General features: G+C 65.6%; 23 protein-coding genes. 10 read left to right on the top strand and 13 right to left on the bottom strand.

The genetic code is table 11. The features are described from left to right. Genes lpxK through J4G32_RS19950 form a run of 5 tightly spaced genes read right to left on the bottom strand, consistent with a single transcriptional unit; the run spans position 1 to position 4,159 of the window. Positions 1–1,017, bottom strand: a complete 1,017-nt coding sequence (lpxK, locus tag J4G32_RS19970; protein ID WP_210497313.1) for a tetraacyldisaccharide 4'-kinase — start codon at positions 1,015–1,017, stop codon at positions 1–3. Next, positions 1,017–2,306, bottom strand: a complete 1,290-nt coding sequence (locus tag J4G32_RS19965; protein ID WP_210497312.1) for a 3-deoxy-D-manno-octulosonic acid transferase — start codon at positions 2,304–2,306, stop codon at positions 1,017–1,019. Before J4G32_RS19965 ends, lpxK begins: the two co-directional genes overlap by 1 nt. Then, complete coding sequence (locus tag J4G32_RS19960) at positions 2,303–3,058, bottom strand: lysophospholipid acyltransferase family protein (protein ID WP_210497311.1); 756 nt, start codon at positions 3,056–3,058, stop codon at positions 2,303–2,305. The genes J4G32_RS19965 and J4G32_RS19960 overlap by 4 nt, the downstream gene beginning before the upstream one ends. Before the next feature lie 13 nt (positions 3,059–3,071). Then, positions 3,072–3,305: a DUF4170 domain-containing protein gene (locus J4G32_RS19955; protein ID WP_210497310.1), complete on the bottom strand. Its 234-nt coding sequence runs from the start codon at positions 3,303–3,305 to the stop codon at positions 3,072–3,074. A gap of 56 nt (positions 3,306–3,361) precedes the next feature. Beyond that, positions 3,362–4,159, bottom strand: coding sequence for a 3'(2'),5'-bisphosphate nucleotidase CysQ (locus J4G32_RS19950; RefSeq protein ID WP_210497309.1), 798 nt, complete (start codon positions 4,157–4,159; stop codon positions 3,362–3,364). 228 nt (positions 4,160–4,387) lie between these two features. Between J4G32_RS19950 and J4G32_RS19945 the strand changes: the two genes are divergently transcribed. Next, on the top strand, positions 4,388–4,822 hold the full coding sequence (locus J4G32_RS19945) for a DUF6101 family protein (protein WP_210497308.1): 435 nt from the start codon (positions 4,388–4,390) through the stop codon (positions 4,820–4,822). An 11-nt stretch (positions 4,823–4,833) separates the two neighbouring features. On the opposite strand, the gene ubiA is transcribed toward J4G32_RS19945, so the two are convergent. Both ubiA and J4G32_RS19935 read right to left on the bottom strand, forming a co-directional pair. After that, positions 4,834–5,778, bottom strand: coding sequence for a 4-hydroxybenzoate octaprenyltransferase (gene ubiA, locus J4G32_RS19940; RefSeq protein ID WP_210497307.1), 945 nt, complete (start codon positions 5,776–5,778; stop codon positions 4,834–4,836). A gap of 13 nt (positions 5,779–5,791) precedes the next feature. Further along, positions 5,792–6,268, bottom strand: coding sequence for a hypothetical protein (locus J4G32_RS19935; RefSeq protein WP_246505343.1), 477 nt, complete (start codon positions 6,266–6,268; stop codon positions 5,792–5,794). 242 nt (positions 6,269–6,510) lie between these two features. On the opposite strand from J4G32_RS19935, the gene J4G32_RS19930 reads away from it, so the two are divergent. The 3 genes from J4G32_RS19930 (at position 6,511) to J4G32_RS19920 (ending at position 10,070) form a co-directional block, all read left to right on the top strand. Continuing rightward, positions 6,511–7,269, top strand: a complete 759-nt coding sequence (locus tag J4G32_RS19930; protein WP_210497306.1) for a 16S rRNA (uracil(1498)-N(3))-methyltransferase — start codon at positions 6,511–6,513, stop codon at positions 7,267–7,269. 185 nt (positions 7,270–7,454) lie between these two features. Next, the gene (locus tag J4G32_RS19925; protein WP_210497305.1) at positions 7,455–8,594 is read left to right on the top strand and encodes a carboxylate-amine ligase; all 1,140 of its coding nucleotides are present in this window, start codon (positions 7,455–7,457) and stop codon (positions 8,592–8,594) included. Between the two features lie 105 nt (positions 8,595–8,699). Further along, positions 8,700–10,070 carry a glutamate--cysteine ligase gene (locus J4G32_RS19920; RefSeq protein ID WP_210497304.1) on the top strand — a complete coding sequence of 457 codons (1,371 nt, stop codon included), beginning with the start codon at positions 8,700–8,702 and terminating at the stop codon, positions 10,068–10,070. A gap of 10 nt (positions 10,071–10,080) precedes the next feature. Here J4G32_RS19920 and J4G32_RS19915 read toward each other — a convergent pair whose 3' ends face one another. From J4G32_RS19915 to J4G32_RS19895, 5 genes are all read right to left on the bottom strand, one after another. Then, the gene (locus tag J4G32_RS19915) at positions 10,081–11,583 is read right to left on the bottom strand and encodes a sensor domain-containing diguanylate cyclase (protein ID WP_210497303.1); all 1,503 of its coding nucleotides are present in this window, start codon (positions 11,581–11,583) and stop codon (positions 10,081–10,083) included. A 40-nt stretch (positions 11,584–11,623) separates the two neighbouring features. Beyond that, the gene (sugE, locus tag J4G32_RS19910; protein WP_210497302.1) at positions 11,624–11,941 is read right to left on the bottom strand and encodes a quaternary ammonium compound efflux SMR transporter SugE; all 318 of its coding nucleotides are present in this window, start codon (positions 11,939–11,941) and stop codon (positions 11,624–11,626) included. Between the two features lie 169 nt (positions 11,942–12,110). Beyond that, on the bottom strand, positions 12,111–12,455 hold the full coding sequence (locus J4G32_RS19905) for a hypothetical protein (RefSeq protein WP_210497301.1): 345 nt from the start codon (positions 12,453–12,455) through the stop codon (positions 12,111–12,113). Between the two features lie 128 nt (positions 12,456–12,583). Continuing rightward, positions 12,584–14,521, bottom strand: coding sequence for a DEAD/DEAH box helicase (locus tag J4G32_RS19900; RefSeq protein ID WP_210497300.1), 1,938 nt, complete (start codon positions 14,519–14,521; stop codon positions 12,584–12,586). A 66-nt stretch (positions 14,522–14,587) separates the two neighbouring features. Next, on the bottom strand, positions 14,588–14,896 hold the full coding sequence (locus J4G32_RS19895) for a hypothetical protein (RefSeq protein WP_210497299.1): 309 nt from the start codon (positions 14,894–14,896) through the stop codon (positions 14,588–14,590). A 312-nt stretch (positions 14,897–15,208) separates the two neighbouring features. Between J4G32_RS19895 and J4G32_RS19890 the strand changes: the two genes are divergently transcribed. The 6 genes from J4G32_RS19890 (at position 15,209) to J4G32_RS19865 (ending at position 21,500) form a co-directional block, all read left to right on the top strand. Then, entirely contained in the window at positions 15,209–17,242 is a 2,034-nt protein-coding gene (locus tag J4G32_RS19890) for a glycoside hydrolase family 113 (RefSeq protein ID WP_210497298.1), read from the top strand. Between the two features lie 63 nt (positions 17,243–17,305). Then, positions 17,306–17,551, top strand: coding sequence for a hypothetical protein (locus J4G32_RS19885; protein WP_210497297.1), 246 nt, complete (start codon positions 17,306–17,308; stop codon positions 17,549–17,551). Positions 17,552–17,684: 133 nt separating this feature from the next. Then, the gene (locus J4G32_RS19880; RefSeq protein WP_210497296.1) at positions 17,685–18,863 is read left to right on the top strand and encodes a BaiN/RdsA family NAD(P)/FAD-dependent oxidoreductase; all 1,179 of its coding nucleotides are present in this window, start codon (positions 17,685–17,687) and stop codon (positions 18,861–18,863) included. A 154-nt stretch (positions 18,864–19,017) separates the two neighbouring features. Beyond that, positions 19,018–19,635, top strand: a complete 618-nt coding sequence (locus tag J4G32_RS19875; RefSeq protein ID WP_210497295.1) for a glutathione S-transferase family protein — start codon at positions 19,018–19,020, stop codon at positions 19,633–19,635. Positions 19,636–19,818: 183 nt separating this feature from the next. Continuing rightward, entirely contained in the window at positions 19,819–20,742 is a 924-nt protein-coding gene (locus tag J4G32_RS19870; protein WP_210497294.1) for an ABC transporter ATP-binding protein, read from the top strand. Beyond that, a complete protein-coding gene (locus tag J4G32_RS19865) occupies positions 20,739–21,500 on the top strand; it encodes an ABC transporter permease (protein WP_210497293.1) in 762 nt (253 codons plus the stop codon). The genes J4G32_RS19870 and J4G32_RS19865 overlap by 4 nt, the downstream gene beginning before the upstream one ends. On the opposite strand, the gene J4G32_RS19860 is transcribed toward J4G32_RS19865, so the two are convergent. Continuing rightward, positions 21,472–22,791, bottom strand: coding sequence for a GNAT family N-acetyltransferase (locus J4G32_RS19860; RefSeq protein ID WP_210497292.1), 1,320 nt, complete (start codon positions 22,789–22,791; stop codon positions 21,472–21,474). The genes J4G32_RS19865 and J4G32_RS19860 overlap by 29 nt on opposite strands. Positions 22,792–22,875: the final 84 nt, after the last annotated feature.

Raw genomic sequence — 22,875 nt, 5'->3', positions numbered from 1 at the left:
TCATGCTGTCGCGCGGGCCGGTCTTTCGGCGATCCGGGCCAGCAGGAGCGCCCGAAACGCGCTTTCATTCTCGATGACGAGGCTCACGCCCAGCGCCGAAAGCGCCTTCCATGCCGGCCCCTGCCAGTCGCCTTCGAGGCGAACGAGATCCTTCTCGGTTGTGACTGGGGTGAGGCCCCGGCTTTCGGCGAGGTGGCGCAGAGCCGCGATGTCCGCTGCCGTAAAGTCATGGTGATCCGGGAAACTGCGCGTCTCGCCAATGACGATCCCCGCCTCCCGCAGGGTGGTGAAGAATTTCTCCGGCCGCCCGATTCCCGAGAACGCCAGGACTGGTTGGTCCGCCAGGGCGGTCAGATCCCGCGCATCCGGCACGAGCCGGCCCGAAAAGACGGCCTTTCCGAAGTTCGCGGCGGTGCGCGCCACACGCGCCCCGGCTTCCCCTTCGCCAATCACAAGCACCGCGTCGATGGCGGCCCATTGCGCAGCCATCGGAGCACGCAGGGGTCCGGCCGGCAAGGTCAGGCCATTGCCGATCCCGGTCGCGCCATCCACGACCGCGATGGCGCAATCCTTGATGAGAGACGGGTTCTGCAGGCCGTCATCCATGATGATGACGCTGGCGCCCGTCTGAGCGGCAAGCGCCGCGCCTGCCGGCCGGTCGCGCGACACGACGGTCGGAGCGAACCGGGCCAAGAGCGCAGGCTCGTCGCCCACATCCCGCGCGGTCAGCGCCGGCGAGACGAGGATCGGCCCGCGCTCCCGCCCGCCATAGCCGCGAGACAGAAACGCCGGGGTCTCGCCCGCCGAGGACAGGATGGCCGCGACCGCCATGGCGGTCGGCGTCTTGCCCGCGCCCCCTGCGGTGAAATTGCCGATGCAGATCACGGGGCGGGGCGCTTCCAGTCCGGGCCGTCGCATCCGTCCTCCCGCTACGGCGCCATAGATCAGGCTCGACGGGTAGAGGAGAAGGCTTTGCAGGGAGGAGCCGGTGCGCCACCAGAAGGCCGGCGCGCGCATCAGCGGCGCGCTCCGAGCTTGGCCTGCACGATGAAGGGCTCGATGGACTGCATGGTCCGCTCGACCGCCCCGCCGAGGGCCTGGACCGCATCGGCCGCTGCCCGGGCCATGTCCCGCGTGACCGCAGGGTTGGCGAGCAACTCGCTGACATTTCGGGCTAGCTCCGCGCTGTTCTCGACCATGATCGCGCCGCGCGCTGCGCGGATGCTGGCATAGATGTCCTCGAAATTGTGGACATGCGGGCCGTGCAGGATCGCGGCGCCGAGCTTTGCCGGTTCGATGGGATTCTGCCCGCCATGGGCCACAAGCGATCCCCCCATGATGACGATGGGAGACAGCCGATAGAAGAGGCCCATCTCGCCCACCGTATCGGCGATATAGACATCGATCGCCCGGTCGGGCGGAACGCCTTCGGACCGTCGTCCGGCCCGCAAGCCGGCTCGATCCGCAAGGGCTGCGATTTCCGGGCCGCGGTGCGGATGCCGGGGCGCGATGATGGTGAGCAGGTGCGGGTGGCGCTGGGCAAGCGCCCGATGGACCGTGAGGATGGCGCTTTCCTCGCCCGGATGAGTGCTGGCAGCAAACCAGACCGGCCGGCCGGCAACCAGCCCCGATAGATGGGCCACGAGCCTCGGATCCGCCGGCGGCGGTGGCGAGTCGAACTTCAGGTTCCCGGTCACCAGCACCCGGGGCGCGCCGAGAGCCGACAGCCGGTCGGCGTCGTCGTGAGTCTGCGCGAGGCAGATCGCGAACCGGTCGAGCAGACTGCCGATGATGTGCGGCACCTTGAGCCAGCGCTGATACGAGCGATCGGACATGCGGGCATTCACGAGCACGAGGGGAATGCTGCGCTGATCCAGGGCCAAAATGGTGTTGGGCCAGATCTCCGACTCGGCCACGAGGGCAAGGTCCGGCTGCCAGTGATCGAGAAACCGGCGCAGGTAGCGCGGCACGTCGACGGGAACGAACTGATGTGTGGCGCCCGGCGGCAGCCGCCGTGCGATGAGAGCAGCCGAGGTGCGGGTGCCGGATGTGACGAGCACGCCGAGACCCCGTTGGGTCAGCCGCTCCACCACCGGCAGCAGGGAGAGCGTTTCGCCGATGCTCGCGCCGTGCACCCAGACCAGATGGCCCGCAGGCCTCGTCCGGCTCGGATGCCCCCGCCGTTCCCCCAGGCGCGTCCGGTCCTCGCGTCCCTGGCGCTGGCGCCAGTAGAGCAGGGCGAGGACGGCCGGTTCGAGAATGGTCGTGGCGGTCCGGTAGGATTTGATCAGAAACGGCAGGCTCATGGCCGCGCACTTCCGGCCAGATGGTCCGCCTCGCCGGACGCGGCAAGGTGCGCGCCGGGATCCGTTGCGCCGACCAGGGCATAGGCGCGGGCGTGAACGCGGTCGAGCTCCCGCTCGACCCGCACGCGCAGTGTTTCGAGGGTGTCAGTGTCGGCATCGCGCGGCACCGCGATAGGCTCGCCCAAAACGATGGCGCCGCGTCCGAAGGGCAGGCCGATGCTGGCGCGATCCCAGCTCTTGAAATCGATGCGGCGGCTCGTCACCACGGCGACCGGGACGATGGGCCGGCCTGAAAGTTGCCCAAGCGTCACGATTCCAGCGCCGCAGACCCGCGCGATTTTCGGGATATCGGCCGTCATGACCACCATCTCGCCACCGGAGAGCGCGCGCAGCATGCCACGCATGGCCGCGGCCCCGCCCTTCTTCCGGATGTCGCGTCCCCGTGCGCCGGAGCCGCGGATCGCCCGGATGCCCAGGTGCCGCAACGCGATGGCGTTGAACTCGCCGTCGCCGGAGCGCGACACGAGGCTGGCCGCAGGGTCCTGCGGCCGCTTGGCGAAATGAATCATGAAATGCTGGCCGTGCCACATGGCGGCGATGACCGGCATCATCGGGCCGATCCGGTCATAGGCGTCCGGCGGCTCCATCACGAGGCGGTTGGTGCGGTGCACGAGCCTCAGATAGCCAGCCACGCAAAGACCAAGGCTCTCCTGGACGACCCGCGACCGTGTGATGCGCTTGAGGAGACCCATGGGTGCTTGGCGCTCAGCCCTGATGCGGCTCGAGCAGGCGGTGCAGGTGCACCACGAAATACCGCATCTGGGCGTTGTCGACCGTCGCCTGCGACTTGGCCTTCCAGGCCGCCGAAGCGCTGGCGTAGTTCGGGAAGATCCCGACGATGTCGAGCTTCGACAAATCCTTGAAATCGTAGGAGTCGAGGTTCTCGAGTTCCCCGCCGAAGACGAGGTGAAGGAGTTGCTTGCCTGCAGTGTCGGTCATGGCATCAGGTCTCAATGGATAGGGTGTCAAATCGATCGCGGTCCGGGACCAGAATTCTAAGCTCTCATGGCCTCAATAGCGCGCGGATGCAACCATGCCCCAGCGGCAAGCATTTCGCCATGGTGCGGGGCAGGACGGTTGTAGGCCAAGGGCTGCCCGGCGAAATCCGACAGGATCGCCCCGGTTTCGTGCAGGATGAGATCGGCTGCCGCCACATCCCAGTCGGCGGCATTCGCCGAAACCAGCCCAAGATCGATTGATCCTTCGGCGACGCGGACCAGCCGCAAGGCGAGAGACGGGACCTTGGGGAGGTGGTCGGCAGCGCCCCAGCGACGCTCAAACCGCTCCACCAGGGGACGGGGGCCGGCGACGCGCAGCGGGGGTGTGGCGGGCAACAGCCCCATGGGCTGGCCGTTACAGAACGCACCGCCGCCCGACGTCGCCTCGTACAGGCGGTCATGCACGGGCGCATGAACGACGCCAAGGATGGGTCGCCCTTCATGCACAAGAGCGATGGAGACGGACCAGTCGGGATGGCCGCCCGCGAAGGCGCGGGTTCCGTCGATCGGGTCGACGATCCAAACAGAAGAATGCCGAAGGCGCGCAGGATCATCGGCGGTCTCTTCCGAGAGCCAAGCCGCCTCGGGCAGAAGGCCCGACAGGTGGGATTTCAGGAAGGTGTCGACGGCGATGTCGGCCTCGGTGACCGGCGAGGAGCCGGCCTTCATCCACACCCGGGCGGCCGTGTCTGCGCCGGGGCGAAAGAATGCGGCCGCCATGGCGCCGGCCTCTCGGGCGGCCTCGCGAACGGCATGGATCAAGGTCGGGGCAAGAGGCGGGACGGTTGCGAGCATGGACTTCCAAGATGGGTTCGGTCGCGTCGGAATACCATAACGCGGGCGGTTTTGGGGGCGGTCAGGTTCACCCGGCTAAGGTTCTGTTGAGCATCCTCCACGAAAACATCGAAGCAACAAACCCTTAACCGAAGCTCTTAAGGTCTTCCCGAGACTTGCATGCGACATTTTGGGCTCGGCCGGAATGGGTCGGATCGACACCGGCCTCCTCTCCTTAAGGCGCCCACCATGACACAGACTGCCTCGCCTTCCGCACTGGTCCGCATCCTCGACGCGCGGCGAGCCGCTCCGCGGGTGGTCGGCCCCTATGGACGGGCGGCGACCGGCCTCGCGATGCAGGTCGATCCGCAAGGTCCCGGCTTCCACCTCGTTCTCGTGAACGGCGCCCGTGCGCTGATGAGTCTCGGGCCCTACGCGGAGGAGGACGTGGTGGCGGAGTGGCGCAGCCTCGGGGACAAGACAGGCCTTCCCCTGATGGTCAGGCTTGCAAATGGGGCGACGCTGACGCTGATGCCGCAGATCGGGCCTGTGCGGGTCGGCCCAGCCGAGCCGGCTTATCGTAAGGGTATCGTTGGAGGGCGCCGTCCCCGCTTTCTCGCCAGCCGCAAGATCGGACGCGGCCCTGTGCCGGCCTTCGACCCGCGCGAGGGGCAGGGCGGTTAGGCAACACGCCTCTAGCCGGGGAAAAACCGGATTGCACTGTCGAGCACAAGGGCGGCAAACAGCATGAGCCCTGCATCGCGATTGGACCGGAACAGGCGAAGGGCACCCTCGCCGTCGTTGCGGTCGATCCGCGCCACCTGTCGCGCCAGGTGCAGCACGAAGACGACGAGGCCGGCAAAGCCCACCCATCGCGAGCCCGCCACAGAGAGTGCGCCACCGAGGAAGAGCGCGGTCAGGGCGTAGCAGATGCCAACCCCCAGCCTCACATTCGCACCGAAGAAACGGGCCGAGGAGTGGATTCCCACCACTTCGTCATCCTCGATATCCTGTAGGGCGTAGATCGTATCGTACCCAACCACCCAGGCGATGCTGCCCGCATAGAGAAGCACAGGCGCGAGGCTGAGGCTGCCGAAGGCAGCGGCCCAGCCCATGAGGGCGCCCCAGGCGAAGGCGAACCCCAGCACGATCTGCGGCATCCAGAAGAAGCGCTTCATGAAGGGGTAGAGCGCAATGATGCCGAGCGATGCGAGCCCGGTGCCGATGGCGAAGGGGTTGAACTGCAACAGGACCGTGAGGCCAATCAGAGCGAGCGCGACCAGAAAGGCGACCGCGCCCCTGAGGCGCACCTGCCCCGACGGAAGCGGCCGCTGACGGGTGCGTTCGACTTTCGTGTCGAGGTCCCGGTCGACGATGTCGTTGTAAGTGCAGCCCGCGCCACGCATGGCGACGGCACCGATAAGGAAGAGCAGACAGTGGAGCGGATCGGGCCACGGTAAGCCTGCGGCGATAGCAGCCAGAGCCGCCGACCACCAGCACGGCAGGAGCAGCAGCCACCAGCCGATCGGCCGCTCGATGCGGGCCAGTCGCAGATAGGGTCTCAGGCTCGGCGGCGCGATCCGGTCGGCCCAGTGGCCCCGCACCGCATCCGGGAGCGCCGCAGCGCCTGTCGGCTTCACGGCCGCGCCGTCTCTAGAGCGCGCCCTTGGGCATCGAGTAGGTTCCGGTCAGGCCGCCGCCGCCCAGCAATCCGCCGCCGCCGCCGCCGCCGCTCTTCGCACCTTCCCGCGCCTGCTTTTCCATCTGGGCCATCTTGGCTGCCGCATCGCAAGCCTTGCCCTTCATCTCGACAGCCCGCTTGTGGTCATCGGAAAAGTTGGTGGCAAACTGGTCCGGCACCTGGCACCAATCCTTGTTGGCGGCGATCCATTTCACGCCGGCAGAGCCGTTATTGACCAGCTTGGTGAAGATTCCGCAGGCCGCGCGGGGGTCGACCGTCTTCTTCTTGCCGCCGCCGCCGAGCTTGTTGATCTGCTGGATCAGGCTCTGGCGCTCGCCAAGGAATTTCTGGGCCTCCTGGCAATCGCTGGACTGGGCGAAAGCGGGCGCAGCCACAAGAACACCGGCAGCCACGAGGGCGGCTGCGATCGACGAACGGATGTGCATCATCGGCAAGATCCTCAGTAAGATGCGCGCGACGTCTCGTGCGCAATGGCTCTGTTAACAGAATCGGGGGCGTGAGGCCAAGGGGCGATTGACCGTTTCGCCCTGCATTCAAGGTCGCGGAGCCTTGGCGGGTCGGTGTGGCGAAAAGCAGGCGAGCGCGCGGGTGACCGGCCGGCGGAGGCGCCGGTCGCCTGTGCAGATCGCCGAGTTGTGATAGGTCTGCGGCCGTTCCACACGGGGGTCCCATGGCTTCACACGACTTCAACGCGCCGCGCCTGTTCGTCGATTCGCCCTTGATCGCGGGTCACCGGATCGGCCTTGATCGCGCCCAGGCCAATTACCTGTTGAACGTGCTGCGCCTGAAGGGGGGTGACGCAGTCCTGGTCTTCAACGGGCAGGACGGTGAGTGGCGGGTGGAGATCGCCGTGGAGGGCCGAAAGGCGGCCGATCTCGTCTGCGTCCAGCAGACGCGCGCGCAGACCCCCCGGCCGGATCTCATCTACGCCTTCGCGCCCCTCAAACATGCCCGCCTCGACTACATGGTCCAGAAGGCCGTCGAGATGGGGGCAGGCATCCTCCAGCCGATCCGGACGCGGCGCACCCAGAGTACAAGAGTCAATTTGGACAGGATGCACGCCAATGGTATCGAGGCCGCCGAGCAATGCGGCATTCTCACCCTCCCGGAGATCCGGCCGGAGATTGATTTCGCTGCCTTCATGCAGGGGGTGGAAGGTGATCGCGCGCTTGTGTTCTGCGACGAGGACGCCCCCCTCTCGAGTCCGATCGCGGCCCTCGCCACCGCCGCCCCGGAAAGCGGGAACCGCGCTCTGCGATGCGTCGTTGTTGTCGGCCCCGAAGGAGGCTTCACCGCCGAGGAGAGAGCCCTTGCTGCCGCCCACGAGAGATGTGTTCGCGTGTCCCTTGGACCGCGCATCCTCCGCGCTGACACGGCCGCCGTCGCAGCGCTCGCCCTGGTCCAGGCAGTGCTCGGCGACTGGACATAGTGCCCTCCATGGGTCTTCGCCGCCGCTCACTCACCTTACACGATCGCACCGCCTCATGACCTTGGCGGGCTAGAAAGGCATTGCCGCATTCTCGCCGCCTTTAGAGGCAGGTTGGGCGCGTTGATGGATAATCGAATCAAAAGCGGATACTAACCCGCAGAAAATAATCACAGGGAACGTCTTTGATGAACGAAGATTACAAGTTCGGAATTGAAGAAGAATACTTCATCAACGATGCCGTTAAACGTGATATCGCCAAGGGAAGGATTAGGGAGTTCTTCAGAGGTTGTCGCGAACATCTGTCAGGAGACATTCAGCCGGAGATGCTGGAACCGCAGGTCGAGATCGCCTCGACCCCCACGACCGATTTTGCGGATGCGCGCCGGCAACTGGTCAATCTCCGCACGGCCGTGGGGTCAATCGCGCGCGAGAACAATCTCGCCATCATGGCGTCAGGCACGCATCCCCTGGCGATGTGGACGCGCGTGCGCGCCACGGCGCAGCCGCGCTATGGCAAGGTCATGCACGACCTCCAGATGGTCGGAGCCCGCACCATCGTGTGCGGCATGCACGTTCACGTGGAAGTGCCGGACCTCGCGGCGCGGGTCGACATCATGAACCGCATGCAGCCCTATCTGCCGCTTCTTCTCGCGCTCTCGACATCCTCTCCCTTCTGGCAGGCGCAGCGAACCGGGCTTCTCGGCTACCGGCTTGCTGCCTATCGCGAGTTGCCCCGCACGGGCTTCCCCGAATTGTTCGACGATGCGGCCGATTACCAGCGCTATATCGACACGTTGATGGCCGCGCGCGCGATCGAGAATTCCAGCTACGTCTGGTGGATCATCCGTCCGTCCCTGAAGCATCCAACGCTCGAATTGCGGGTGGCCGACAGTTGCACCCGCGTCGACGACACCCTTGCCATCGCGGCGCTGTATCGGTGCCTGGTGCGCCGGCTGGTGCGGGACCCTGCGTTGAATGCAGGGCAGACGGGCGCCTCCCGCGCCATCAACGAGGAAAACGGATGGCGCGCCCAACGCTACGGCATCCACGGGAGCTTCGTCGACGAGGCGACCCGCAGCGCCTTGCCGGTCCGCCAGAACCTCGAAGACACGCTGGCGCTTGTGGCGGACGACGCAAAGGAACTCGGCTGCCAGAGCGAACTCGACCTGAGCCGGTGGATTCTGGCCCGCGGGACCAGCGCCGACCGCCAGCTGTCGCTCTATACGGAGGCTCTCGGGCGTGGCCGATCGAGCCGCGAGGCCCTGACCGATGTGGTCGACTGGCTGTCGTCCGAGACCGTGGGCGAGGGAACCGTTCGTCACTGATGAGGCTTTGTCGGACGCGCTCATTGCAGCTTGACCCCGGCGCCGCTATCTACACCGGACTTGTTTCAGCGCGGACCCGTCCGCGCCTTTTTCATGAGGTGATGCATGGCGCGCGACGTTTCCGATGCGACCCCGCTCGGCGCGCGGTCCGAACTCGTGGATTGGGTGGCGTCGGGTGAAAAGCCCCGGGCTGCCTGGCGCCTCGGCACCGAGCATGAGAAGGTCCCGTTCTACACCGCCGACGCCACCCCCGTTCCCTATGAGGGGCCGCGTGGGATTCGGGCGCTGCTCGACGGCATCCAGGCGCGCACCGGCTGGGATCCCATCCTCGAGGAGGGGAGGCCGATCGGCCTTTTCGACGAGGTCGGTGGCGGGGCGATTTCCCTTGAACCGGGTGGACAGTTCGAGCTGTCAGGCGCGCCGGTCGAAACCTTGCACGAGACCCGCGAGGAGACGGTCAGCCACATAGCGGACGCCAAGGCGGTGGGTGACACCCTCGGACTGGGCTTCCTGACCCTGGGCATGAGCCCGCTTTGGACGCGCGAAGAAACGCCGGTGATGCCGAAAGCGCGCTACCGCATCATGACCAATTACATGCCGAAGGTCGGCACGCTCGGCCTCGACATGATGTACCGCACGGCCACCGTGCAGGTGAACATGGACTACGCGTCCGAGGCCGACATGGTGAAAAAGCTCCGGGTCTCGCTCGCGCTGCAGCCGGTGGCGACGGCGATCTTCGCCAATTCGCCGTTCACCGACGGCAGGCCCAACGGCTTCCTGTCCATGCGCTCGGAGATCTGGCGCGATACGGACCGCCATCGCACCGGCATGATGGATTTCGCCTTCGAGGACGGGTTCGGCTACGAGGCGTATGTGGATTGGGTCCTCGATGTGCCGATGTATTTCATCAAACGCGGGGCGGTCTATCACGACGTCGCCGGGGCTTCTTTCCGGGATCTGTTTGCCGGCAAGCTTGCCCAGTTTCCGGGCGAGCGGGCGACCCAGTCCGACTGGGCAAACCACGTTTCCACCGTGTTCCCCGAGGTGCGTCTGAAGCGCTATCTGGAAATGCGTGGAGCCGATGTGGGCGGGATCGACCATATCACGGCCCTGTCGGCCTTCTGGACCGGCCTCCTCTACGATCAGGAGGCCCTCGATGGGGCCTTCGACATCATCAAAGATTGGAGCGCCGGTGATCGCAACGGTGTGCGCGCCGAGGTTCCGCGCCTCGCCCTGAATGCCCGCGTGGGCGGGCGGACATTGCGGGAAGTGGCCCGCGATGCGCTCGTGCTGTCGCGCGGCGGGCTGGAGCGGCGCGGATTTCGCGACGGCGCAGGCCGGGACGAGACCCATCACCTGGATTATGCGCAGGCCGTCGTCGATTCGGGCAAGACCGCCGCCGAGCGGTTGCTTGAGTTGTATCACGGCACCTGGCGTGGGTCGGTGCGGCCGGCCTTCGACGCCTGCGTGTTCTGATGGCCGGGCGTCACGCGGCCTTCGAGACCGCCACCCGGTTGCGTCCGTCGAGTTTGGCGCCGTAGAGCGCCTTGTCGGCCATGGCGATCAGGTCCTTTGGACCGATGCTGATGGGCTCGGAGGCAGGAAATAGGGTGGCGGCCCCGATGCTGATGGTGACGACACCGGCCGGCAGGCTGTGCTTGTGGGGAAGGCCCATGCCCTGCACACCCGAGCGGATGAATTCGGCGATCCTGGCCGCACCCTTGGCGCTGGTGACGGGAAGCAGAACGGCGATTTCTTCGCCGCCGTAGCGGGCCACGAGATCCCCGGGGCGCCTGACACCCTCCGCCAGCACCTGCGCGATGGATTTCAGGCAGTGATCGCCGGCCTGATGGCCATAGGCGTCGTTGAAGGCCTTGAAGCAGTCGATATCCACCAGCAGCAGCGACAAGGCGGTGTCTTCCCGCGCCGCCCGCAGCCACTCGCTTTCCAGGTGACTGTCGAAGGTGCGGCGGTTGGCGAGCCCCGTCAGGCCATCGGTCGCCGCCAGAATGGACAGCTCCGCCTCGGCCCGATCCCGGCGTCGCAGCTGCCGGGCGAGGCTCCACCCCAGCGACGCGATGGTGACCACCAAGGCCATCACGGCGATCAGCCGATAGACAAACGCGCGATACCAAAGCGTGAGGGATTCCTCTTCAGACGAGGCTGCCAGCACGACCACAGGAAAGGTCTCCGACCGCCGATAGCCGCTCAGGCGCTCCACACCGTCGACCGCTGACACATACCGGTACGATCCGGACGAAGCCTCCGGGAGATATTGCGTGAACAGCCGGTCGGAGGCCCCGCTGCGGCCAATCACCTGTTCATTGAGCGGGTAGCGCGAGACGAGCGTGCCCTTGGCGGTGAAGAGCACCAGGGACCCCTGCGCGCCGACGTCGTATTTTCCGTAATACTCAGTGAAGTAGCGCGACTCGATACTGGCGACGATGACGCCGCCAAAGCCGCCGCCCGGTTCGTCGAAACGCCGTGACAGGGTGAGCACCCATGACCCCTCGAGCGGGTCGCGGATCAGCGGGCCGAAGAACCACTTGGCATCCTTGTCCGTCCGGTGATGGTCGAAGAATTCGCTTTGCCGGACGTTCACGTTGCCGGGTTCCACCGCCAGCGAGCTGGTCACCAGCATGCCGTCCGGCCCGTAAATCGCCAGGGTTTTGAGACGGGGCAGGGTCTTGATGCGTTCGACGAGAAAATCGCGCAGCCGCGCCGTACGGGCTGGACTCCAGTCGATGGCCGTTGCCCGGTCCACCAGGTCCACCAGGACGGCGTCTGCCAGCTCGAACGTGTCGTCGGCATGCTGCGCCAGGGAGCGTGCGAGGCTCGCCATCGCGCTCTCGGTGCGCACAAGCTCGTCCTCGCGCTCGCTCCAGTCACGCCATCCCTCCAGGAACACGATCACCAGGCACACCACCACCACGAACGCCTTCAGCCAGCTGGCGGAGGAGATCGAGGCGATGGGGCGGGGCGGGATCATCGGGTGGAGACCATGGAGAGGTTGGCCCTTGTCTGTCTTGTCAGCCGGCTGCGAATTTGAGGCCGAGGATGCCCACGATGATGAGGCCGATGCAGGCGAGCCGAAGGGCCGTTGCGGGCTCGCCGAGAAGGACGATCCCCAGGATGGCGGTTCCCACCGTGCCGATGCCGGTCCAGATGGCGTAGCCGGTGCCGACAGGCAGGGAGCGCAGCGCGAGACCGAGGAGAACGACGCTGATGACCATGCTGATGGCGGTCAGGACCGATGGGATCAGGCGGGAAAAGCCGTCGCTGTATTTCAGGCCGATCGCCCAACCGATTTCAAACAACCCGGCAAGCACAAGATAAGTCCATGCCATGACAGGACCTCCGTCACTGGCAGGGTCGTCCCCACCGCCTTTCGGGAAAACACGGGGTCGTCCCGCGTGCCCCTCCAGCTATAGAGGATTGCCCGCGACGGCTCAAGTTGTCCTAAAATCCAACGCCCGCCTCAAAAGTACCGACGTGCAGCGCTCGCTTGAGAGGCGGCTAGTCGGTCGTCGGCGAGGGGGGCGCCGCCTCGGTGGATTGGGGGGCAACGGCCTGCGGCGTCGGCTCAGGATCGGGTCGGCTCCTCGCGCCGCTGAGCGCATCCAGCGGATTGAAGGGGGCATACACCTGGTGCTTCCAGGAATCGCCGCAATGGGTGCAGATCGACCGAACCCAGTAATCGCTCCGCTCGAGGCGTTTGAGCAGCTTTTCCTGCCGCACCCGGGGATCGTCCGGATTTTCGTAGGCCGACGGCCTGACCGTCAGAGTCATGGGTTTGCCGGCCGGCTCCGTCTGCGCCTGAGCGGGCGCAAGAACGCCCAGCGCCAACGCGGCCAAGGCCACGGATCGACCCAAGGCAAAGGCGCCACGACGAATCCTCATCCCCGCACAAAAGCGCAGGTAATAGTGTTTCGTCAAGGCCGGCCGCGCTGCGTGCCGGCCCTCAAGACCCAGGCGTTGCCGCCTCGCGCTCAATCGGCTTTGGGCCGCTTGCCCTCGAAGCCGCGCGGCTTTCCGGCATCCGCGTAAGGCTTCTTGGGACCGGGCTTTCCCTTAAACTCGCCTTTCGGCGGACCCTTGAAGCCGGGCTTCGGGCCGTCCTTGAAGTCCCGCTTCGGGCGATCGGCGAAATCGCCCTTGGGTTTGTCCTTAAAGGGAGGCTTCGGGCCGTCCTTGAAGGAACCCTCCTTGAAGGTGCTCTTCGGCCGATCCTTGCTGAAGCTCTTCTTGGGCGGAAACGCCTTGTCGTCGCGGGCAGCGCCCGGCGAGCCCGCGGGCTCGATGCGGATCTCTTCGTCGTTGGTCTTGCGGACCGCGGTCGTGAATTTCGGGGCCGCCGACTTCACGATTTCGAATTTCGTCTCGCCGTCGAAGATCCGGATGGTGCCGATCTCGGTTTTGGTGACGTGGCCGAGCCGGCAGATGATCGGCAACAGCCAGCGCGGATCGGCGTTGTTGCGGCGTCCCACATTCATGCGGAACCACACCATGTCCTCGCCGCCGCCGAAGCTCTCGTCACGGCCGGCGCGGGTGCTGCGGTGGTCGCGCTCGCCCTCGCGGGCGCGCTTGTCGAGCCGCTCACGCGGGCCGCGATCGACCGCCACGTCGACCATCTCCTCCGGAGCCGGCAGGCGCGCCCGGTGGAAGCGCGCGAAGGCGGTGGCGATTTCTTCCGGCGAGCGTTCGGCCAGAAGCGCCCGCCCCATGGCGACGTCTTCTTCTGTCGACTCCTCGGTGAAGGCAGGGTCGGACATCACCCGTTCGCGGTCGCGCTTGCGGATTTCCTCGGCGGAGGGCGGTCCCGCCCATTCGGCGTCCACGCCGGCCGATGCGACCAGCCCTTCCGCCTTGCGGCGACGGGTATAGGGCACCAGCAGGACGCAGATTCCCTTGCGGCCCGCGCGGCCGGTGCGGCCGCTACGGTGGAGCAGGGTTTCGTGATCGTTGGGCAGGTCGGCATGGATGACGAGGCCGAGATCCGGCAGGTCGATGCCGCGGGCCGCGACATCGGTCGCGACGCAGACGCGAGAGCGGCCGTCCCGCAGGGACTGGAGGGCGTGGTTGCGCTCGCTCTGGCTCAGCTCGCCCGACAGGGCGACGGCCGAAAAGCCACGCTCCAGCAGGCTTGCCTGAAGGTGACGCACCGCCTCGCGGGTGCTGCAGAACACCATGGCGGCGCGCATTTCATAAAAGCGCAGGACATTGACGACCGCGTGCTCGATTTCGTTGGGCGCGATGCGGATCGCCCGATACTCGATGTCCCCGTGCGGCTGGTTCGACACCAGCGTGTCGATGCGCAGGGCATCCTTCTGGAACTTGCGGGCGAGCGCCGCGATGTTGCGCGGGATGGTGGCCGAGAACAGCAGGGTGCGGCGCTCGGACGGCGTGGCGTCGAGAATGAACTCGAGGTCTTCGCGAAAACCGAGGTCGAGCATCTCGTCGGCCTCGTCGAGGACGACCGCGCGCAGCTTCGAGGTGTCGAGACGGCCACGCTCCAGATGGTCGCGCAAGCGGCCGGGGGTTCCGACCACGATATGACAGCCATCGGCGAGCGCGCGCTGCTCGCGTCTCACGTCCATGCCGCCGACGCAGGACGCGACGCGCGCACCCGCAGGGCCATAGAGCCAGATCAGCTCGCGGTGGACCTGCAGGGCCAGTTCGCGCGTCGGCGCGATGATGAGGGCCAGCGGTTCGCGTGGGGTGTCGAAGCGTTCGGCTTCGCCCAGAAGGGTCGAGGCCAGAGCAAGCCCGTAGGCCACGGTCTTGCCCGAGCCGGTCTGAGCCGAGACGAGAAGATCGCGTTCCTCGGCGTCAGCCTGCAGGACGGCAGCCTGGACGGAGGTCGGTTCGAGGTAGCCCCGATCGCTGAGCGCGCGTTCGAGGCTGGGATTTGTTTTGGGAAACGGCATATGAGCGCGGCGGAGCCGCTCCTTGTCAAAGGAGCTGTGTGCAAGCTCCGGGTGTCATGCGCGAAATTACGCGTCGTCGGTGTCGTCGTCCATCTCGTCGATCAGGGCGAGGAACATCACGTCGATGCCATCTTCCTCGTCGTCCTCATCGTCGAACTCTTCGTCGTCTTCCATCGCCTCGTCGAACGCTTCGATCTCATCGTCCGTGGCGCGGCGAATGGTCAGCTGGGTCGAGCCATCCCAGAGGGGTTTGCCCTCGCTCGAGAACGACTTGAGGTCGTCCTTGAAGTCTTCGCTCATGAACAATTCATGGGCCTGATCCTGGTCCGCATTGGTGATGGCGATCGCCTTACCGGCGATTTCAAGGATGTACATGGCTCTTCCTTCTGATGTCGGGGCGTTCTCGAGGCTTAACGCCGATATACGCCGTTCCGGTCAAGTGCCGCCGACAATGGGCAGGCTCATGCGCGCTTCATACAGGCAGACGGGCGTTCTGAACAGGGTCCCGGCGCGACCTTTTTTGCAGGATGAGCGAGCCGGGCCACACCGGGCCGAAACCGGTAGCCAGAAGGCGTCGCAGATGTTATAAAGTTTCTTAAATAATAACTCCGAAGATAGCGCCTATCCCTAATGAAGAATTGCCTCTACCGCCTGATTCGATAGGGAGAACTGAAGGGAAGCTTCTCCATGGCCAACGAACAGATCTTCACCTGGGAAGGAATTTCATTGCCATCCTATTGGGGCGGCAACTGGGGTTCGGCCACGGCTGACGTAGCGTTCGACCAGATTCGCGACACCGGGGCGAGTTCGGTGGCCATCATCCCGAACTTCTACATGGACAACAAAACCAGCAATACGATGGGCCTGCGCGCGAATCAGAGCGAGACTCTGGCGCAGACCAAGGCCGCCATGCTGGACGTCACCTCCCGCGGCATGAACGTCATGCTGAAGCCCCATGTGGAATCGGGCGATGGGACCTGGCGCGCCGAGATCGCGCCGAGCGACCCCAATCTGTGGTTCGCCAACTACAAGGCCATGATGCTGCAATATGCGGCGCTGGCGCAGGAGACCCACGCGCCGCTGTTCTGCATCGGCACCGAAATGAAAAGCATGAGCGGCGCCGCCTATCGGGACAAGTGGGTCGACCTGATCGACTCGATCCGTGGCGTCTATGACGGGCAGATCACCTATGCGGCCACCTATGACGAGGCGAAGTCGGTCAGTTTCTGGGACAAAGTCGACCTCATCGGCGTCGACGCCTACGTGCCGCTGACAACCTCCAACGCGCCCACCGTCGACCAGTTGGTGAAGGCCTGGACCGAGACCCCGGTCAACGATTACGTGAAGACGATCTATCAGGGCAAATCGGTCGTGGAGACCTATCAGGCCCTGTCCGAGCAATACGGCAAGAAGATCCTGTTCACCGAGGTCGGTTATCGCAGCCTCGACGGGACCAACAAGGACCCGGGTGTCTGGTCCGGCAACGGGACGGTCGACCAGCAGGAGCAGACAGACGCCTACGAGGCCCTGTTCAAGGTCATGACCACCTATGGGGGGCAATGGCTCGATGGGGCGTTCCTGTGGAGCTACCACCCCTTTGAGCATCCGACCGACGCGGGGATCCACACCGACGATTACACCACGCAGGACAAGCCCGCCAACGCGGTGATCGTGGCCAATTATTCCAGCCCCGCCCACGTGACCGGGCTGACCCGCACCGGCACGGCTTCAGGCGACAAGCTCGACGGCGGCTATCACAACGACGTTCTCAACGGCGCGGGCGGCAATGACGTCCTGTGGGGCGGAGCAGGCCACGATCTGCTCAACGGCGGCGACGGCAACGACACGCTGACCGGCGGACGCGGCGACGATCTCCTGCAAGGCGGTGCGGGCGACAACCAGGCGGTCTTTTCCGGTGCCAAGGCCAGCTACACCATCGTCAAGAGCACCAGCGGCACGGTGACGATCAGCGATCTGCGCGCCGACCAGGACGGCACGGATGTGCTGACCGATATCCGGTACGCGAGGTTCAGCGACCAGACGGTTGATCTCCTCGCGGGGTCGCCGGCAACGACCCCGACGACAACGACGCCCACCCCCACGCCGTCCACGGGCGGTACCCTCGTGCTCCAGATGCGGGGTACGGCGGGCACTGACAAGCTGGTGGGCAATATCGGCAACAACGTCGTGCATGCGCTGTCTGGCAACGACTGGGTCGACGGGGGCGACGGCAATGACACCCTCTGGGGCGAGGCCGGCAACGACAAGCTCTATGGCGGCAACCACAACGACATCCTGCGGGGCGGGCTCGGCAATGACAGCCTGAGCGGCGGCGCCGGCAACGATCAGCTCTGGGGCGAGAGCGGCAAGAATGCCCTGTCGGGCGGCGCGGGACGCGACGTTTTCGTGTTCAACGCCAAGCCTTCGGCCGCAACAATCGACCGGATTGCGGATTTTATCGTGAAGGACGACTCGGTCTATCTCGATAACGCGGTGTTCAAGAAGCTGGGCGGCGGCACGCTCACGAAGCCCGGCAAACTCAACAAGGCATTCTTCACCATTGGCAGCGAGGCCAAGGACAAGAATGACTACCTCGTCTACGACGGGACGAAGAAAACCCTGTTCTACGACGTGGATGGGTCCGGGGCCGGCAAGGCGGTGGCCATCGTGTCGTTCGCGCAGAAGCAGAAACTGACGGCGCTGGACTTCTTCATCATCTGAACCGGTCGGAACGTCGATCCGATCAGGCCGTTGTCTCGAGACCGTTCAACGGATGGGTGCGCCATGTTGACCGAGGCTGATCTGAAATCGCCGGCACGTCTGGCATACGTCGTCCAGGGTGCAAAACTCGATCTCGACCGCATCGACTGGTCGGGCGGCATGGCCTGCCAGACCCTGCGCGAGGCCCTGCATCGGGCCGTAACCGACGAGCCTCCGGCCGCCCGTCATGCGGTGATCCGGGCTGCCTCCGGCACGATTGTGACCCCCGACCAGCTGGATGAGATCTGGGCAAGCGTCCAGGGACCCTGAGCGCAAAGCGAACTTGCGCTGAGAGGTTCCCGGGTCGACGATCCCCGAAGCCTCCCGTTGATGCCCCCGTCATTCCGTGCCATCGGGACGGGGCAGGGCCAAACGGCCGTGGTGTTGTCCCGAAAGGCATTCCTTGGACCAGTTCGACGTGGTGGTGATCGGCGCAGGTGCCGCTGGCTTGATGTGCGCGATCGAGGCGGGCAAGCGCGGACGCTCCGTCCTCGTGCTCGACCATGCCCGCGCGCCCGGCGAGAAGATCCGGATCTCGGGGGGCGGCCGGTGCAACTTCACGAATCTGCACGCCGCGCCGCGAAACTTCCTGTCGGCCAATCCCGGTTTCTGCATCTCGGCCTTGCGCCGCTACACCCAGGCGGATTTCGTCGCCCGGGTCGAGCGGCAGGGCATTGCCTATCATGAGAAGACCCTGGGGCAGCTCTTCTGCGACGGCTCGTCCCGACAGATCGTCGAGATGCTGGTCGACGACCTTCAGGCTGCCGGCGCACGCCTGCGGCTCTCCACCAGCGTCACCGCCGTCGCCAAGAACGATGCGGGATTTGCCCTCACCCTGTCGGAGGGGCGTGTGCAGGCCGGCGCGCTCGTGGTGGCCTGCGGCGGCAAGTCGATCCCGAAGATGGGCGCGACAGGCTTCGGCTACGAGCTGGCGACGCAATTCGGCCTGCGCGTGACCGAGACCCGCCCGGCCCTCGTGCCGCTCACCCTCGAGCCCACCATGCTGGCACGCCTCGCGCCGCTCGCGGGAGTCGCGGTCGATGCGGTGGTGTCCCACCGCAAGACGCGCTTTGCGGAAGCGATGCTGTTCACCCATCGGGGCCTCAGCGGTCCGGCGATCCTGCAGATCTCGTCGTTCTGGCGCGAGGGCGAGGAGATCGGCCTCGACATGCTGCCGGGAACCGATCTGTTCGAGGCGCTGCGCAGCGCCCGGGCCGAGAACGGCCGGCAGGCGCTGCACACTGCGCTCAGCGCGCATTTGCCCAAGCGCCTGGCGCAGGCCATCGCCGAGCAGGACGGCGCGCGGGGCAACCTTGCGGATCTCTCCGACAAGGCCCTGCGGCGGGTCGCCGATGCGGTGAAGGCGTGGCGGTTCAAGCCTTCCGGGTCTGAAGGCTACCGCACCGCCGAAGTGACGCTGGGCGGGGTCGATACGCGCGATCTCGATTCGCGCACGATGGAGGCGGTTGCCGTGCCGGGGCTGTATTTCGTCGGCGAAGTCGTGGATGTGACCGGCTGGCTGGGCGGCTACAATTTCCAATGGGCGTGGTCATCCGGCTGGACGGCAGGCCAAGTGGTCTGACCCCGACCGGGCTCACTGCCCCTCGACGCCGCACAGGTCATTCCCGCCATCCGCTTGCGGCCCGGGAACGGGAGGGTCATCATGCGGCAACAAACCGGGCGCAGGTTCAACCCGTCGACGCTCTTCGCCGCCGGGTTCAGGGAGGCCTCCATTCATGACCGACGAGATCGTTTTCTATCATAATCCGCAATCGCGGGCCCAGATGGCTCATTGGATGCTTGAGGAAGTCGGCGCGCCGTATCGCATCGTCCCGATCAGCTTCGAGAAGGGCGAGCACAAGACCCCGGAATTTCTCGCCATCAATCCCATGGGGAAGCTGCCGACCATCGTGCATCGCGGCGTGGTCGTGACCGAGACGGCGGCCATCATCGCCTATCTGGCGGATATCGTTCCGGCGGCCGGCCTCGCGCCGGGGATCGGCGATGCGAGGCGCGGAGCGTATTATCGCTGGCTGTTTTTCGGGGCCGGGTGTTTCGAGCCGGCGCTCCTCGATACCATGTTGAAGCGCCCGCCGGTCGAGCGGAAATCCGCCGTCGGCTACGGCAGCTACGAGGATGTGATCCACGCCCTCAAGATCACGCTCGAGAAGGGTCCCTACCTGCTCGGAGACATGTTTTCGGCAGCGGATGTGTATGTGGGCTCGCAGATCAACTGGGCGCGCATGTTCGATGCGCCCGGCCTCAAGGGCGATCCCGTCTTCGATGCCTACATCACGGCCATCACCGACCGACCAGCCTACAAGCGCGTTGCGGCGGCCAGTCAGCCCGCCTAGAGGCGGTCCTAGAGACCACGACCAGCGGCAGCGACGCGCCCTGCTGTCGCGCCGTCGGCCACCGCGCAGGCCTCGTTATCCCGGTCGAGCTGCGTTTCATGCCGCATCGCAACCTTGCAACGGCGGCGGAAGCGCTTAGGTATGTGACCCCGACGCCACCCCCGATTGTGTCAGTAGCCCTGCATGAACCCTGTGATTTCCGTCTCCCGCCTGTCGAAGACCTACGCGTCCGGCTACAAGGCCCTCAAGGAGATCGACCTCGATATCCGCCCGGGTGAGATTTTCGCGCTGCTGGGGCCGAACGGCGCCGGCAAGACCACCCTGATCAGCATCATCTGCGGTCTCGTGAGGGCCAGCGAAGGGACGGTCACGGCCGACGGCCACGACATCGTGCGCGATTACCGCGCGGCGCGCGCCAAGATCGGCTTGGTGCCGCAGGAGCTGACGACCGACGCCTTCGAGACCGTGTGGGCGACTGTCACCTTCAGCCGCGGGCTGTTCGGCAAGCGCGCCAATCCGGCCTATGTGGAAAAGATCCTTCGTGAGCTCTCGCTGTGGGACAAGAAGGACAGCAAGATCATGACCCTGTCGGGGGGCATGAAGCGCCGCGTGCTGATCGCCAAGGCGCTGTCGCACGAGCCGCAGATCCTGTTCCTCGACGAACCGACCGCCGGCGTCGACGTGGAGTTGCGGCGGGACATGTGGAACGTGGTGCGCGGCCTTCGCGATTCCGGCGTCACCATCATCCTCACCACCCACTACCTCGAGGAAGCCGAGGAGATGGCGGACCGCATCGGCGTCATCAGCAAGGGTGAACTCATCCTTGTCGAGGAAAAGACCGCGCTCATGAGCCGGCTCGGCAAGAAGACGCTGACGGTGCAAATGCCGTCGCGGCTGGCGGAGGTTCCCGCTTCCCTCGCCCCCTACGCGCTGACGCTTTCCGCGGACGGCACCGAACTCGTCTACAGCTACGATGCGGGCGAGGACAGCCGGATGACGGCCTTGCTCCAGGATCTCGCCCGCGAGGGCATTTCATTCAAGGACCTGCGCACCGAGCAGAGTTCGCTCGAGGATATCTTCGTCAGCCTCGTAAAGGACAATCGATGAACTTCCACGCCATTCGCGCCATCTATCTGTTCGAGATGGCGCGCGCGGGACGCACGCTGCTGCAGAGCGTGGTGTCCCCTGTGTTGTCCACGTCCCTGTATTTCGTCGTGTTCGGTGCCGCCATCGGGTCGCGCATGGCCGATATCGACGGCGTGAGTTACGGCGCGTTCATCGTGCCGGGCCTGATCATGCTGACCCTGCTGACGCAGAGCATTTCGAACGCGTCGTTCGCGATCTATTTTCCCCGATTCACCGGGACCATCTACGAGGTCCTGTCGGCGCCCGTCTCGTATGCCGAAATCGTCATCGGCTATGTCGGCGCGGCCGCGACGAAATCCATCATTCTGGGTCTCATCACGCTTGCGACCGCCAGCCTCTTCGTGCCGCTGCAGATCAATCATCCCTTGTGGATGCTGAGCTTTCTCGTGCTGACCTCCATCACGTTCAGCCTGTTCGGCTTCATCATCGGCATCTGGGCCGACGGCTTCGAGAAGCTGCAGCTCGTGCCGCTGCTGATCGTGACGCCGCTGACATTTCTCGGCGGCAGTTTCTATTCCATCGACATGCTGCCGCCGGTCTGGCGCACCATCACGCTGTTCAATCCGGTGGTCTACCTCATCAGCGGGTTTCGCTGGAGTTTCTATGGCGTGTCGGATGTGAGCGTCGGCATCAGCCTGACCATGACGCTCGTGTTCCTCGTCGCCTGCCTGGTTGCCGTGTCGTGGATCTTCAGGACCGGTTACCGGCTGAAGTCCTGAGCGGATCGGCGGTCCGCGTCTCGGCGGCGCGGCGCGGTTTGCGGTCGCCACGCCTGCGGAACTTGCGGTGGGCGGCTTTCAGGGCGGCGGGAATGCGCGGCCGGATGTGGTCTTGGTAGAACGCCGTCGCGCCGACGCGCGAGAGCTGAAACAGGATCGGCACGAGGCCGGGGCGCACGAGGTGGATATCGGTATAATCGTCTGAATCCATGCGCCAGAACTGATGCCAGGCGGCGTTGCTCATGTGGTTGATCTCGTCCACATCCGAACGGGCAAATCCATCGCGGATCACCTCCGCGCTGAGCAGGTTGCCCGGCATGCAATCGGTATAATCCTCGTCGAACGCGATCTTGGGGAGCATCAGCGAGCGTCCGCAGCGGATGCCCATCCCCGCGGCCACGAGCCTTCCGTCGAGGCGAATACCCTGCCATTCGAGCCGTCCCGTCGCGGCGATGTTGTCCAGAAGCGCGATGTAGAAGGCGAGCGCTCCCGGATGGTTGAGAAGGGCAGTGTCATTGCGGCCCTTCCAGCCTGCCGCTTCCAGCGCAAGAAATTCGTCGCGGAACGGGTCTCCAGGGGCGACGCCCCTGCGCATCTCGACAGTGACCGCACCGCGACCGTCGAGCTTCTTGCGGTAGCGTTTCAGGTTGCGCCTGAGATTTCCGAGGCTGGCGAAATAGGTCTCCGCGTCGCCCGACACGTCCAGGAATGAAAATCGTGCCCGCAGGCCGTGTCTGACATGGTCGCCGCCGGCTGCTGTCAGAGCGCCCCACAATGGCGAGCTCCGGCGCACGGCGCGAAGAGCAAGCCCGAGATGGGCGGGCTCGGCCGCCCGGGCCTCCGCCAGCAGAGCCTGCAGGGCGAGTTCCGCATGGGCCGGATCAAGCAGGAGATCCCCCGACGGCGTCAGCGCATCAAAGGGCGTCGATAGCAGCGGACGGAAGCGGCCCAGCACCGGGTGGGGCGCAACGACGGCCGGAAGCACGCCCACCAGCGCGTCGCCCCGATACGCAAAGCTGCAGAACCATTTTTCGCGGGGCTTCAGCCGGTGACGCAGAAAGGCCTCGACCCAGGAGGGCAGGAGGTTGGCGACTTGCTGCGGCGCACTCCAGGCCAGCCTGTCCCAGGCGGCCCGATGCGGCGCCAACCCATCGAAATCGCGGACCGTGACCGTGCGGAGTTCAGCCGAGGGCGCGACCGCGATGGCACGCACGTCCGCTGCCTCGTTGTGGTCAATGCCCATGGCGTACCGACATGCCTCGTCGGGAGCGGCCGCTTGTTTGCTCGACACGCGCTGAACCCTCCGCCGCAATGGGAGCATTGTTGAAGGCGCCTGTCGAGGGGAGGCCGCAGCGCATTGGGGCTAATGGTCGCG

Source organism: Microvirga antarctica (assembly GCF_017921815.1).
Taxonomy (GTDB): domain Bacteria; phylum Pseudomonadota; class Alphaproteobacteria; order Rhizobiales; family Beijerinckiaceae; genus Microvirga; species Microvirga antarctica.
The sequence above is the reverse complement of the archived record's forward strand: the minus strand, read 5'-3'. Positions and strand labels throughout refer to the sequence as shown.